Origin of the sequence: Halobacillus sp. HZG1 (genome assembly GCF_035818575.1) — a bacterium.
Lineage (GTDB): Bacteria > Bacillota > Bacilli > Bacillales > Halobacillaceae > Halobacillus > Halobacillus litoralis.
In genome coordinates, this window is sequence record NZ_JAYLVQ010000084.1 from 52,980 (window position 1) to 66,003 (window position 13,024).

The following is a 13,024-nucleotide window of genomic DNA, read 5'->3' on the forward strand; positions in this document are numbered from 1 at the left end:
TTTACTTGATTTATGATTTTGCAATCTCTAAGAGATTTCCTGAAGGGTCCACCACATAAAAGGTTTTTTGGTCGGCATTCATTCTATAATTGGCGGACTCTAATAAACGATAATAATAAAAGAGCTTTTCAGGATGCGCGGCTTTCAGGGCAAAGGCGAACCTTTGGATGGTAGAACCTGCAACATGACTTTCTGTTGTTAATGGATCCATGCGAGTCAATTGTTTCCTGGTACGGTGAAGGGTTGTTTTCACTGAAGCATTACTGATTCGAAGCATGGTTGATATTTCTTTTGATGAATAGTGGAAGACATCTTTTAGAGTCAGGAGCATGGCCTGTTTGAGAGGTAAAGCTGCCAGTAAAAGTTCGATAAGGCTCTCGTACTCGACAAAATCTTCCTGTGGCTGGTGGATCAATTCATCAAACGGAAAGGATGGCTTACTCTTTCTTTTTTCATCAATCCATAAATGCTTGGCTGTTGTCTTTACATATGAAAAAGAGTGGTCAGGAACAGAGTCAGCTTCTTGCTTTTGATAGAGTTTTAACACGGTTTCCTGAACGAGGTCTTCCGCATAATGGGGGTCTTTCGTAACAAGAAGGCAGTACTTATATAACTTGGTAACTAGATTTTTATCAATGTTCATAAAAAAGTTGCTCCCTTATGTAACTTTTTGTCTCTCAGAATCGTTAGAGTGTTGAATGAAAAATAGGAGGGGTTCGCATGTTTCAAGTTGGTAGTGTATTCGTCCCCGTGACGAATCTTAAGAAATCGAAAAGATGGTATGAAGAACATTTGGATGTACGGGAAATAGACAGTTGGGAGGGAGGCGCCGGATTTTTCTTTCCTTATGGATCCGCCCAGCTTGGTCTTATTGAGGTGTCTGAACCTCAGCCTACGGAATTCATTATAGAAAAGAACCAAAGGAATGTCTATTTCAACTTTGTCGTAGCTGATATAGATGCTGCATATAAAAGATTGAATGATTCCGGGGTTGAGACGACAGATATTCACGAATTTGGGGGAATGAAGCACTTCGACTTCTTCGACCCGGATCAAAATGCATTCAGTGTGGTTGATGAGGATTTGAATTCACCTTTTCACAAAGAGAATGTTAGGAAAATGCAGCAAAAATGAGTACTTGAGATACTAAACCGGAAGGGACTTGTGGAACGTCTAGAGCTATCTTACTCTAGACGTTTTACTTTGATCGTTTAGGTGATCCGTTCTATCTTCGATGTTTATCCTTATAGCTGCATGATAAAAATCCTTCTCTCTATGAAACATGTGAACGATTTGTTCGTATAAACAGACAAAGGGAGTGTTAACAAGTGGCTGTATTCATAAGTATCGTCATTATTCTTTCCTTATGGTCGATTACGAAAACGTTGGAAAAAATGACGAATCGGATAACAGAAAAACAAGAGGAGCAAATCGGACATTTAAAAGAAATCAAGGAACGGCTTGTTGAGAAGAAAGAATAGAGGAGGATCATTTTGAGAAAAAAGTGGTTGCGTTTATCTCCAATTTTGGTGATTCCTTGCCTTTTGGTCATCCATTCCTACCTTTCTTTAGGAGGTTATGCTGTTCCTTTTGGCATCGCGCTGGTGGAGGATGATGGTGCGGTAGAAAAATATAATTGGAGCGGTCATATCGTCCAAAAGGTTTCCACCCCAAAGCTCACCTCAGGAGAAAAGGTACAAATCTACTTAATGGATAGTCATTTTAAACAGACGTTCGCTTCGCTCATTATGCTTATATTAGTCGCCGTGTATGCAATCTTGCTGGAATGGTTGTCGAGGGTATGGAAAGTGTCATTGGAAGGTGTAATAAAAACCCCAGAAAAATGGAAACCGGTGATGATCGGTGTAGTTCTTTCTTTCTATATTTTTGCAGCTTTTCATGTGGGTGCTCAATACGTTGAACTCGTTCAGGAGAGTGAAAGACTCTTACATAGACTTGGACCATGATCGTTGGTCCCGTAACGTTAGAGGGCATACAGGAAAGGGTATAGATTCTATGTTGTAAATGTTTCACATATAGGGGTGTTCTTCTTGAAGCTGAAGCCTTTCCTTGTTATAGGAAATATTGTAGGAAGTGGTTTGTCTGCTTTTTGGATTTTTTATTATTTCTCAAATGGACCTTTGGTCAAAAGCCGTCCGCGTACAACCGTAGTAGAACCGGACTTTTTCCTCCTTCTTCTAATATGGGGAGCCGGGGCTTATTTTGTCTGGCGTTACTTTTCAAAAAGAGAGTGGGAAACCGTCCCGTATGTGGACATTGTGATGACCAGTCTTACGTTGTGGTTGACGATTCCGCTTGGCTTTTTTATTACCACCTCGTTTGTCCATTAAAAGGAGGAGTGAAAGGTGAAGAGATTCAATCCAATCGCAAAGCTTTTGAATTATTGTGGATTTGGGGTTATAGGTCTCGGCGTGATTTCGTTCATGATCATCATTCTTGACCAGAGGGTAGGCGCAGGAGTTCAAGGTACGACCGTTTTAATCAGCAGTCTGGTGACAGGGCTTTTGTTCTTAGGTTTTGCAGAAGTCATCCATTTGCTGCAGGGCATTTATGATCAAAGGAGTGAGCCTGACGCGGTAGAGGTCGATTTTACATATCAAGGAGATGGTGAAAAGACTGGCAGGATAGACCGTGAAGACGAACGTGAAATCCGTTCCTTTTTCAAAGAAAGGAATCAAAAGGTAGGAGCCATCCATCCTACGGGTGAACCTTTCATTTATATCGTAGAAGTAGAAGGGAGAATGAAAAGAGTAGAAGCGGGCGGCTTTACTGTGAAAATACTGGATGAATAAAAGAGGGCCTCCAAAGGAGAGGAGCCCTCACGTTTTCTTCACTTTGAAATGGCGTTGAAGGACCGGCCAATTTTGTGGAAAAGGGCTGCCCAGCACCCAGTAACTCGCGCCTCTTAAACCATATTCTTCCACTGTATCATATTTGGCCTGCACACTTCTTGCGTCTTCAAACCATACTTCATGCTGTTGTCCATTTTCGTCTGTATATCGGAAGAAGGGAGATTGGTATTCTTCATTATATTGGATAGGTACCCCGTACCTTGCGGCAAGTTGAACGGCTTCCTGTGGGTTGACCGTTCGTGCATAAGTCCCTTGGACCCAGGGGATTTCCCACTCCCTTCCATACAAAGGCATTCCCATCAGAATTTTATCGCGGGGAATGACCGTGACAGCGTAATCGAGTACTTCACGGACTTTGTTGATTGGTGCGATGGCCCACGGCCTTCCACCGGACCATCCCCATTCATACGTCATAAGCACCACGAAATCGACAATGTCACCATGGGCTTCATAATCATGCGCCTCATAAAGCAGCCCCTGCTGATCTTCACGGACTTTAGGTGCAAGGGCGGTGGAGACGCTGAAACCTTCAGGACGCAGGCGACTGACGACTTTCCTGAGAAAGGCATTGTAGTTTTCTTTATCTTCCGGGTACACATATTCAAAGTCAAAGTTTACACCCGAGTATCCTTTCGAACGCATCTGTGCCAAAAGATTATTAATGAAGGTATCTTGAATTCCTGGATTACGTAAGAAGGTAGCCGCAAGGTCCGAATCGAAACTGCCTCCAATGAAATTGGTGACGACCAGTAGTGGAGAAATGTTCTGGGCTGCGGCCGCTTGTAAAACAGATGCATCATCTAAATCTGTCAGACTTCCATCAGCCTGGATGGTGCGTGTGAAAGGAGAGAGGTAGGTGAAATGGCTGCCAAGTGTGTTCACTTCACTTGCTCCTTCTGCGTTGGTCCTCGTAATGTAGGCGTTGATTTCCTTCACTGGACGAAGAGGAGATGGGATAACCAGTGGCATACCTACAGAAATGACGGATGGGTTCTGAATACCGTTTGCTTCAGCAATCTCTGAAACAGAGACCCCGAACTGATTGGCAATCTGCCAGAGGCTGTCACCTGGCTGCACCGTGTAGTTTGTAAAGGGGATAAGGAGCATTTGACCGACAAAAATGAGCGCAGGGTTTGCAATGTTGTTTTTCTCAGCAAGGTCCTGTACACGGACGCCGTAGCGGCTGGCAATGTTCCATAGATTGTCTCCCGGTTGGACGACGTATTCTTTATCCGGCTCAGGGATGACCAGTGCCTGCCCGATCACGACTACATCGGGGTTGTTCAATTGATTGAGTAAGATGATTTGATTGAGATCGGCCCCATATCGCTGGGCAATTTTCCATAAGGAATCACCATTCTCTCCCGCGTGTATAATCATTTCGCCCCTCCTTTTGTGCTTTTTTATGAAGATATGCTGGGGTGGATTGTCCTTATGTATAAGCAGTACAGGACGCAGAAGTCTGATTTCTCTTTTTAAACTTTCGAAAAGGATCGGTTTTTAATTTTTTTATCATAAAACGTTAGGACACCTTCAACTCTTATTTTTTTAAAAAGCGGGGGAGTAGAAATGAATGATTATTTGTTTACGAATAGAATGGAGCGAATCCTCCAAATAGCAAATCAAATGAGTAAGGAGGGGATTATTACTTCCGTTGATTTGTTTATTGCTGCCTGCAGAGAAGCCACAGGTGTTTGTAGTGAACTGTATTTGTACTTATATCACCAGCTGGGTAAAGATTTCGATGTGAAGATCTTAAACCAATGGAGTAGAAACGCTGGTGCTGACTTCAATTTCATCGGTCATTATAAAATTTCTATGGATGCTGTCTTAATCTTCGAAGAATCCAATAAAAAAAGAAAAAACTATGGTCAAACGCTTATAAATGAAGGGCATATGATTCAAAGCATTCTTCAGTCGGATGCTCAATTGCGATTTATGTTAACGGATGGTGTTGTGGATGGGATTGTAAATATCGCCTGTGTCCCGAGAGATCTATTCGTTAACTTAGATCATTTTAAAAAACATTATGGAAATCGGATTTCCAAACACTGTATGAGAAGGGCAGCTCATTCGGATTTGATGGGGTTAAAGTCCTTTGTCATTCATGAGTTTGGTGAACGATGGCTTCAGCATATAAATGCGATGACTGAAAAAGAAGTTCTGCCCATTTATATTGCCATTTATGGTGAGGAGATCATAGGTTTTGCCTGCTATGATACGGTGCGGAATAAAAAAGGGCTGTTCGGTCCTATGGGTACTTCAAATAAAAAGCGTGGGAATGCCGTTGGAAGAGATTTATTGTTTAAATGTTTAAACGAGATGGCGGAATTAGGCTACGAATATGCTGTGATCGGTGAAGCAGGTCCTATAGAATTTTATGAAAAGGCTTGTGACGCTAAACTGCTTCAAACATGTTAACCTTTTTAAGTTATATAGGATGGGGGAACGGACGGCCTTGTGATCTGATCCGTAGGGCGTTAGAGGCAGATATGGGGGAGTTTGTACTGAGTCCATTAATAGTGGGGTGATCAGCTTTGTCGGAGATGATTCGAGGAAATGAACATTTTTATATTGTGCTCTACTCCCTAATTGTTTTGATTTTGAATCTTGACTTTCTAAGAGATTTCAAAAATATAAAAAAGGGACTTGCCACACTTTCCTCTGATGAGGAGTTGGAAATTAACCCGCAGTCGATGTCTTTGCTTCTTATTGTTTTGATTTTTAACTTTTTTCGAAGATGGTTCATTTATTTGCTTGCCGTGTTAATCACAGTGAATACATGGGTTATCGTTGTATCATTCATTTTGTTTGCCATAAGTTTATACGACTGTTTCTTCCATTACAGTTTGGAAAAAGTAAAAAAATCGAATATAGCCTTATACCTTGCTCTCATTGATTCCGTGTACATCGTCATTTTTATTATTTATCTATTAAATTCATATAATATATAACGGAAGAATGAGTGTGTGGATGAAAGCTTAATTTCCTGATGAAGACTTTCATCTGTGAGGATTATTCAAACCATTCATAGTAGAAAGTCTAGTCCACTTTTTCTACAATCCATTCATAATGAGGGGATGATGAATTTGTATTAAGCTGGTTTTTCAACAAAACGGCTTCTTCGTAATCATGAATGTATTTGGTGGTAGATGAGCTTGAATTCTTTAAGGTTTCTTTATCGTTGTCTATCTGTCTAATAATCCTATACATGTTCTCTCACCTCACGTTAAAGTTAAGGTCATTATAACATGTAGAATAACTAAAAATATTACCCTTTTGTGTTATGATTCAAACATTTGTGTGTCTGTTTTTTTACAAAAATTTAAAGTAGGTCCATAACCATTGGTAAAAGTAAAACAGCAATCATCTATCATTCTTCCAAAATAAATCATCTAACGTTTTATTTAACGCTTTACATATGGCCGTGCATAATTTCAGACTAGGGTTGTAGTTACCAGCTTCGATCAAATTTATCGTTTGTCTTGTAACTCCGACAATGTCTGCTAACTTTTCTTGAGAAAGATCCGCTTCTGCACGGGCAATCTTCATTTTCTTGTTTTTCAAAGGTGTTCATCTCCTCCTTCTTCATTAATGTTATGTAACACACGGAAAAACGTCAATTATATTTTATATTCTATGATTTGTGATGTAAAAAGTAATTTTATTTTTCTATCTGTCCTTCACACCTTTACTAAACTTTTGATGGAGATTTTCTATTAATCTTCTGACATACTTAAGTACTTTGGCCCTCCAACGGAAGAATCAATGATCTTCATATAAAACACACCTCAGATTTACACCCTATTCAAACTTATCCTTTTTAATTGAATGTGTAAGATATTTTACAAACTCATACATAAAGGGGAGAATTCCGTGACGTACAAGCCTTTTTTATCTACCATGCTTGCCGCTTCGCTGCTTATGCCTACTACGACCGTACTCGCCAAGGAACAACAAAGTTCAGACACTCCGGTAACAGAAACAACATCCTCTGATTCTCTGAAAGTCCTTCACCCTGTTATTCATGAAGAGAAAGAAACGACTCCCATTGCTTTAGGATTGACATTAACCCAAATCGACCGTTTTGATGTAGCCGGATGGCTTCGTGCGGATGTTCTGAAAGCCAACTTGTCGGAAAATACTCTTTCTACGGATCTTCTTACACCTGGAAGTGTGACAGAGAAAGCTCCCATCAGTGACCAAATGAGAGAGTCTGGAGCCATTGCTGGAGTGAATGGTGACTTTTTTGACATAAGCAATACAAACGCTCCCATAGGAACCATGGTGAAAGACGGTGAACTTTTAAAAAGCGGGGATGGCCGTACGCATGCTTCCGTTTCTAATGAGGGGATCGGTTCGATCGCCAATGCGCTTCTTGAAGGCAAAATACAAACAGAAGCAGGGTCCTGGAAACTAGATGGAATCAATCAGCCCACTGTCTATGTTAATGAGATGGTGATGTACACCTCCGCATGGGGAGAAGCTGACCGTTCCCACATGATGAATGGTTCTGATCATTACACAGAGGTGCTGATTAAAGTTCAGCGAGTAGTAGAAGTGTTAAGTAACCAGGTTTATAGCAAACCGCTCGAACAAGACGAAACGCTTATTGTCGGGAAAGGGGAAGAAGCTTTTCCTTTGAAAGAACTTGCAGCGGAAGATCAGGTTCAGGTGTCCTATTCCACCTTACCAGCCTATCAAGATATGAATTTCGCGGTTGGAGGAAGTACTCAGCTCCTCAAAGACGGGGAAATCAATACAAGTGATCATGGTGACCGTCATCCAAGAACGGCTGTTGGATTTTCTGAAGACGGTAAGGAGATGGTTCTTGTCACCATTGATGGAAGACAGGCGGATAGTCGTGGCATGACGATGCTTGAACTCGCTCATTTTATGAAGGAGCAAGGGGCATACAATGCTCTTAATTTAGACGGGGGCGGGTCTTCTACTCTTGTCGCAAGAGAGCTTGGAAAGGATAAGTTGAATGTGTTCAACAGTCCTTCCGACGGCAGTGAACGAGCGGTGCCGAATGGTGTAGGTATTTATAGTGCAGCCGCAACAGGGAATCTTGATGGATTCAACATAGAAACCAACTCAACTCGGGTGTTACAAGGCTTCAGCCGAGTGTTTCAAGCCTCTGGATACGATACAGCCTACGCTCCAGTCGATATCAATCAAAACGATGTTAAATGGCAAGGTGGAAACGCAGGATCCTTTGACGGAAATATCTTTACTGCCAAACACGCGGGAGAAGATCAAATTCGTGCGAAGTACCGGGGGGACGATACGTATAAAGACATTCAAGTCCTCGGTGAGCCTGTAGAACTTGCGATCGAGCCTTCTCAAATAGGGATGGAAAAAGGAGAAACGACTACGTTTACGGTCAAAGGGAAAGATGAAGAAGGTTACGAAACCTACGTGGAGCCGACGGATGTGCAGTTGACTTATGACGAGGACCAATTGGAAATCTCTCCGAATAAGGATGGTTCCTTTACGATTAAAGGACTGGTGGACTCTGGAGCATCGATCGTGAAAGCGGAAGCAGGTGAATTAAGCACAAACCTGGGGATAACGATTGGACTAAAAACTGAAATGGCGGAAACGTTTGATAATGAATCGAATCCGTGGACAGTATTCAAATATCCTGCCAGTGTCGGGGCAGAACTCAACTATATCGACAATGAGTTAACCGATGGTAACGCCCTTAAATTGGATTATGATTTCACGACAACGACAAGAACCAGAGCGGCTTATATGTTTCCTCCGAACCGTCGTTTAGAGATGGACGGAGATGTGAAGAAAATCGGCGTCAATGTGTACGGCACAGAAGGAAACGGTCATTGGCTTCGTGCAAGAGTCAAAGACAGCAACAATGTCTACCATACATTGAACCTGGACTATAGCGTAGATTGGGACGGCTGGAAATACGTGGAGGCAGAAGTGCCGAATGGTGTAGAATATCCTCTTGTTTTGGACCGGATTTACCTGGTGGAGACAGATCGGAACAAACAAGATAAAGGTTCGATCATCATCGATGATATTCAGGCAAAAGTGGCCCAGAAGCTGGACATGCCTGAAGAAGAAAAAACAGAAGACCCGCTTATTTTAGATTATGGACAACTGCCGGAAGAAGATTGGCAGTTTGCCGTCATTTCTGATATGCAGTTGATCAGTGCAAATAAAGACAGCAAAGAAATTCAAAACTCAGAAGAAGTGCTGCAGGCAGTTAACGAACAGGATGTGGATTTTGTTTTGTTCAACGGTGACATTGTGGATTTTGACACAGATGAAGAGTACCAGTTTGCCAAGGACTTAATTGAAGATAACCTTGATAAACCGTACTATGTTTCTCCGGGTAACCATGAAGTTTATGGGTCAGGAAACCTGGACAACTTCAAGGAATACTTCGGTCCGGACCATCAAGTCTTCGATCATAAAGGAACGAGATTCATCCAAATCAATACCTCTAAAGGTGGACTTAGAATCAGCAATGCAGAACAATGGTTCATGATCAAGTCCGCTCTGGATGAAGCGGAAAAAGATCCATCGATCAACAATGTATTCGTCTACGGCCACCACCCATTAGAAGACCCTCTTCCGGATGCTGCTCATGCATTATCCGATCAGAAAGAGGCAGATCTTTTAGAAGGATGGCTGACAGAATTTCGTGAAGACAGCGGTAAACCCGCGATGGTTATGTCCGCTCATGCTTCGCTGGTCAACCTTGACCGTAGAGACGGTATTCCTTATATGATTACCGGGCCGATCGGGAAAGGAACATATGGTGCTCCAGATGATGGAGGATTCTTCAATTACGCAGTAATGAGTATTGACCCTGACTTTCAGCCGGACCACCGTCTCCACCACCCGTCTTACCAAGGCTTGGAGAAAAACCCTTGGATCCAAGCTGATATCCGACCGATTTTGCAGGATATGACAGTGGAAAAAGCAAGCTACCCTTTAAACGAGACGGTGGAAGTAGAGTTGACTGGGCACCAATCAGCTGGATGGGAGTTTCCGTTGGACTATCCAGCGACAATCCGCTATGAAGGTTCGGATAATCTATTGATTTCTGAAGAAGGTGAAAATAATACGGATGCTACGGCTGTGTTTAACCGTGAAGATCAGACGATCACTTTCCTCAAAGATGGAAAGGTGTCACTAACTGTTCAAGCTGGCGATTATAAAGAAACATTTGAATTTACAGCAGAATAAGAATGGGACAAAGGCTGAGAGTAGAGGGTACCCTTCACTCTCAGCCTTTCTTGCACAAGAAGGGAATTAAAGAAAGAAAATACGATAAGAAATCACAAAATATAGAGTAATGACGACTAAAGAAGGCATGATATAATTCCATGAACTCCACGAACGATCCACTTGCCTTGTCCTCATCAGTGTATAAATAAAGAATAAAGTCATAGCGATCCCAAGTAAAGCCAGGTAGATGTGGGTCCCTTGGATGGATTTTAATATCGGTCCTTTTTGATACAACAAGTCAGTCAATACCAGTAACTTTATATTATATAAGTTACTTCCCAGGATGGAGCCGATCGCCATATTATAGTTCGCCAGTTTAAAAGCGGCCAGGACGCTTACTAATTCAGGTAATGAGGTGGAGGCTGCAATTAAAAAACTGCCTACAAAACTAGCATTCATTCCTGTTACTTCCGCCATTTTGTCTCCAGCAATGGAAAGGATGCTGCCGGATATAAAGACCGCCACGACCGCTAATATAAAACCTTTAATTGCCGTTGAAAGAGGGATATCCTTAGCTGGAAGGGGGTGATCACCGTCATCATCATCACTGGTAAGGTATTTCATTACGAATAGATAAAAGAGAACAATGATATACATTTCCATTCCTATATTAAAAAATTGAATAGGTACAGGGAACAGAAGAGATAGGGAAAGGATGATTAAAAAAGCAAGGCCTGTCCATGCAGAGGGCAGGTTAGCATTGGGATTGATTCTTTGAAAGAATCGTTTCTTTCGATAAATCAGATCCATGGAAGCGAGAATTAATAAGTTGAATACGTTACTGCCAAGCATATTTCCTACCGCAATATCGGGGTTATCTATATAAACAGCAGTAAGACTGGTCGTCAATTCCGGCAAGGAAGTCGCGCCGGCAATTAAAAAGGTACCCACAACAGCCCCGCTCAAGGAACTCTTTTTACTAATCACGTCACCGAGCTGGTTCAGATACACAGCAGCGGTCACCACCAGAATGGCAGCAAGAAAGAAAATGATAAAGATCATCGATTTACCCCCCTATCTTATAGTGAGTATATGAATAGCTTGTTTGAAATATCCTTTCCATTCCGGAAGTACTCGAACTTACTAGGTTGAGTACCCCTACAAAGGTTCTCGTTGATGGTCGTTCTACCATTAAGGGTCTGTTTGTTTTGTAGATTTATTGTTATGGTAAGGTCAATGACGCTTCCTGGCCTTTTTTGAGTATGATTTTAACGAGATGACAGGATACAGTTAGAATATTTCACTACCAGAGGTGACTTAGATATACCTCTATATATTACGTGGAATCAAGCATAGAAAGGGGATTTTCATGTCTGAAGGTTTACTGCATCATGTAGAAGTCTATGTATCCAATTTAAAAAGGTCCGAAAAATTTTGGGGCTGGTTCCTTGAGGAGCTAGGTTACAAGCCTTATCAGCAATGGGTGGAAGGGCAAAGTTGGAAGTTAGGCGAAACTTACTTAGTTTTTGTCCAGACAGAAACGGAGTATTTAGACATTCCTTATCATAGACGAAGGACTGGTTTGAATCACTTTGCTTTTCATGCTTCCTCACGTGAAAGAGTAGATGAGATGACCATGATGCTTAAGGAGCGAGGTGTGAACGTTTTATACGAAAACCAACACCCATTTGCTGGGGGAGAAGATTACTATGCGGTTTATTTCGAGGATCCGGACCGGATAAAAGTGGAGTTTGTTGCGTCATCACCGTCATAACAATTTCACGATACTGTTAAGAGTCTTACATAATCAAGGTGAAAACTGCTAAGGTATTTGAGGAACATTTTAACCGGGAATGGGGTAGGCGAATATGAAAATAGGAAGAAGGAGAATCGCGTGGAAGGATGTTTGGATTGGTGTCTCTTTCATCGTCGTCCTCTATTTCACGCTGCCGCAATTTGGTGTGAATCCCTATGTTATTGTAATCACACTGATGGCAATGGTGGAATGGGTGACCAAATATATCCTTCCCTGGATCGTTTTGTATTGGGCTGTTCGATGGATAAAGCAATTAGAATCCAGGTAAAAAAAGCGCCAGGCGTAATGCCGGCGCTTTTTTTAGTGATGGGAGTTTATGACTTCTTCCGTTACGTCTGTTAAATCCATCTGACCCTGTGATTGAATGAATGAAATGGCCAGTTTGTTGAACGGCTCTGTTTTATCTAAGTTAACGACATGCCCACTCCCTGATAGAAGGACGAAGGATGTGTTCGGCATGTGACGTGTATCTTTCATCACATCGTCTCTGAACATATGGTCGCCTTCCCCTGTGATGTATAGCTTCGGGATAGATGCGCCTTTCTCATTCACGTGTGTAAATGTGTCCGGAACAGAGTAGACGATGTTATACCAGCCTAAGAAATCTTCCCTCTTCATTTGGGAGGCCTCATGGATAAAGGCGTCTCTTGATTCTTTATGATTCTTCCTGGGCATTAAAATGCGTGCGCACAATGAATAAAGATACAAGTGCGGAGTAACATTTTTAAGCATTGTACCCAGCATGAGAAGAAACTTTGCCAAAAGATTGATCCGTGTTATCGCTCCTCCTAAGACAGCTGTTTGGATACGGTGCGGAGCGGTGGACAAGACATGTTGGATGACGACTGAACCTAAAGAAATTCCTACAAAATGGGCCTTTTCTACACCCACATCATCAAGGACTGCGAGTACTTCGTCGGTTACGGATTCAAAGGAAAATTTCTCGTTATAACTCGACACGCTTGGTGAATTTTTGTGACCGGGTAAATTCACGACAATGATATTGAAAGACTTTCGGAAGGCTTTCATTTGTGGAAAGAAGATGTTGACGCTTCCACCGATGCCATGGAGGAAGATGACATACTCCTTCGTCGGGTCGGAGCCTAACACTTTATATTCTAACAATGGATCACCT

16 protein-coding genes are annotated in these 13,024 nt (G+C 42.0%); 10 read left to right on the forward strand and 6 right to left on the reverse strand.

All coding sequences use genetic code 11. The features are described 5' to 3' along the window. Nucleotides 1–10: 10 nt before the first annotated feature. A complete protein-coding gene (locus VKA52_RS18275) occupies nt 11–643 on the reverse strand; it encodes an RNA polymerase sigma factor (protein ID WP_326316740.1) in 633 nt (210 codons plus the stop codon). Nucleotides 644–720: 77 nt separating this feature from the next. On the opposite strand from VKA52_RS18275, the gene VKA52_RS18280 reads away from it, so the two are divergent. The 5 genes from VKA52_RS18280 to VKA52_RS18300 all read left to right on the forward strand — a co-directional run bounded on the left by VKA52_RS18280 (nt 721) and on the right by VKA52_RS18300 (nt 2,813). Next, nucleotides 721–1,134, forward strand: coding sequence for a VOC family protein (locus VKA52_RS18280; protein WP_160912254.1), 414 nt, complete (start codon nt 721–723; stop codon nt 1,132–1,134). A 194-nt stretch (nt 1,135–1,328) separates the two neighbouring features. Further along, nucleotides 1,329–1,481 carry a hypothetical protein gene (locus VKA52_RS18285; RefSeq protein ID WP_326316741.1) on the forward strand — a complete coding sequence of 51 codons (153 nt, stop codon included), beginning with the start codon at nt 1,329–1,331 and terminating at the stop codon, nt 1,479–1,481. A gap of 12 nt (nt 1,482–1,493) precedes the next feature. Next, nucleotides 1,494–1,967: a hypothetical protein gene (locus tag VKA52_RS18290; protein WP_326316742.1), complete on the forward strand. Its 474-nt coding sequence runs from the start codon at nt 1,494–1,496 to the stop codon at nt 1,965–1,967. Nucleotides 1,968–2,051: 84 nt separating this feature from the next. Next, nucleotides 2,052–2,351, forward strand: coding sequence for a hypothetical protein (locus VKA52_RS18295; RefSeq protein WP_326316743.1), 300 nt, complete (start codon nt 2,052–2,054; stop codon nt 2,349–2,351). A 15-nt stretch (nt 2,352–2,366) separates the two neighbouring features. Further along, nucleotides 2,367–2,813: a hypothetical protein gene (locus tag VKA52_RS18300; RefSeq protein WP_326316744.1), complete on the forward strand. Its 447-nt coding sequence runs from the start codon at nt 2,367–2,369 to the stop codon at nt 2,811–2,813. Between the two features lie 27 nt (nt 2,814–2,840). On the opposite strand, the gene VKA52_RS18305 is transcribed toward VKA52_RS18300, so the two are convergent. Continuing rightward, entirely contained in the window at nt 2,841–4,253 is a 1,413-nt protein-coding gene (locus VKA52_RS18305; protein ID WP_326316745.1) for a LysM peptidoglycan-binding domain-containing protein, read from the reverse strand. A 189-nt stretch (nt 4,254–4,442) separates the two neighbouring features. Between VKA52_RS18305 and VKA52_RS18310 the strand changes: the two genes are divergently transcribed. Next, entirely contained in the window at nt 4,443–5,294 is an 852-nt protein-coding gene (locus tag VKA52_RS18310; protein WP_326316746.1) for a GNAT family N-acetyltransferase, read from the forward strand. A 125-nt stretch (nt 5,295–5,419) separates the two neighbouring features. Continuing rightward, nucleotides 5,420–5,827, forward strand: a complete 408-nt coding sequence (locus VKA52_RS18315) for a hypothetical protein (protein ID WP_326316856.1) — start codon at nt 5,420–5,422, stop codon at nt 5,825–5,827. An 88-nt stretch (nt 5,828–5,915) separates the two neighbouring features. Here VKA52_RS18315 and VKA52_RS18320 read toward each other — a convergent pair whose 3' ends face one another. Together VKA52_RS18320 and VKA52_RS18325 are read right to left on the reverse strand one after the other, a co-directional pair. Beyond that, complete coding sequence (locus tag VKA52_RS18320; protein WP_326316747.1) at nt 5,916–6,086, reverse strand: hypothetical protein; 171 nt, start codon at nt 6,084–6,086, stop codon at nt 5,916–5,918. Between the two features lie 153 nt (nt 6,087–6,239). Further along, nucleotides 6,240–6,440, reverse strand: coding sequence for a helix-turn-helix transcriptional regulator (locus VKA52_RS18325; RefSeq protein ID WP_326316748.1), 201 nt, complete (start codon nt 6,438–6,440; stop codon nt 6,240–6,242). Nucleotides 6,441–6,749: 309 nt separating this feature from the next. On the opposite strand from VKA52_RS18325, the gene VKA52_RS18330 reads away from it, so the two are divergent. After that, nucleotides 6,750–10,091, forward strand: coding sequence for a phosphodiester glycosidase family protein (locus VKA52_RS18330; protein ID WP_326316749.1), 3,342 nt, complete (start codon nt 6,750–6,752; stop codon nt 10,089–10,091). Between the two features lie 66 nt (nt 10,092–10,157). Here VKA52_RS18330 and VKA52_RS18335 read toward each other — a convergent pair whose 3' ends face one another. Beyond that, nucleotides 10,158–11,135, reverse strand: a complete 978-nt coding sequence (locus VKA52_RS18335; protein WP_326316750.1) for a sodium:calcium antiporter — start codon at nt 11,133–11,135, stop codon at nt 10,158–10,160. A 307-nt stretch (nt 11,136–11,442) separates the two neighbouring features. On the opposite strand from VKA52_RS18335, the gene VKA52_RS18340 reads away from it, so the two are divergent. Continuing rightward, nucleotides 11,443–11,847 carry a VOC family protein gene (locus VKA52_RS18340; RefSeq protein ID WP_326316751.1) on the forward strand — a complete coding sequence of 135 codons (405 nt, stop codon included), beginning with the start codon at nt 11,443–11,445 and terminating at the stop codon, nt 11,845–11,847. 94 nt (nt 11,848–11,941) lie between these two features. After that, nucleotides 11,942–12,157 carry a hypothetical protein gene (locus VKA52_RS18345; protein WP_160912275.1) on the forward strand — a complete coding sequence of 72 codons (216 nt, stop codon included), beginning with the start codon at nt 11,942–11,944 and terminating at the stop codon, nt 12,155–12,157. A gap of 32 nt (nt 12,158–12,189) precedes the next feature. On the opposite strand, the gene VKA52_RS18350 is transcribed toward VKA52_RS18345, so the two are convergent. Continuing rightward, the gene (locus VKA52_RS18350) at nt 12,190–13,014 is read right to left on the reverse strand and encodes an alpha/beta fold hydrolase (protein ID WP_326316752.1); all 825 of its coding nucleotides are present in this window, start codon (nt 13,012–13,014) and stop codon (nt 12,190–12,192) included. Nucleotides 13,015–13,024 lie beyond the last annotated feature (10 nt).

Coding starts and splice junctions, on each gene's coding strand:
- VKA52_RS18275 (WP_326316740.1), bottom strand. CDS start 643: ATGAACATTGATAAAAATCTAGTTACCAAGTTATATAAGTACTGCCTT.
- VKA52_RS18280 (WP_160912254.1), top strand. CDS start 721: ATGTTTCAAGTTGGTAGTGTATTCGTCCCCGTGACGAATCTTAAGAAA.
- VKA52_RS18305 (WP_326316745.1), bottom strand. CDS start 4,253: ATGATTATACACGCGGGAGAGAATGGTGATTCCTTATGGAAAATTGCC.
- VKA52_RS18310 (WP_326316746.1), top strand. CDS start 4,443: ATGAATGATTATTTGTTTACGAATAGAATGGAGCGAATCCTCCAAATA.
- VKA52_RS18315 (WP_326316856.1), top strand. CDS start 5,420: ATGATTCGAGGAAATGAACATTTTTATATTGTGCTCTACTCCCTAATT.
- VKA52_RS18320 (WP_326316747.1), bottom strand. CDS start 6,086: ATGTATAGGATTATTAGACAGATAGACAACGATAAAGAAACCTTAAAG.
- VKA52_RS18335 (WP_326316750.1), bottom strand. CDS start 11,135: ATGATCTTTATCATTTTCTTTCTTGCTGCCATTCTGGTGGTGACCGCT.
- VKA52_RS18340 (WP_326316751.1), top strand. CDS start 11,443: ATGTCTGAAGGTTTACTGCATCATGTAGAAGTCTATGTATCCAATTTA.
- VKA52_RS18345 (WP_160912275.1), top strand. CDS start 11,942: ATGAAAATAGGAAGAAGGAGAATCGCGTGGAAGGATGTTTGGATTGGT.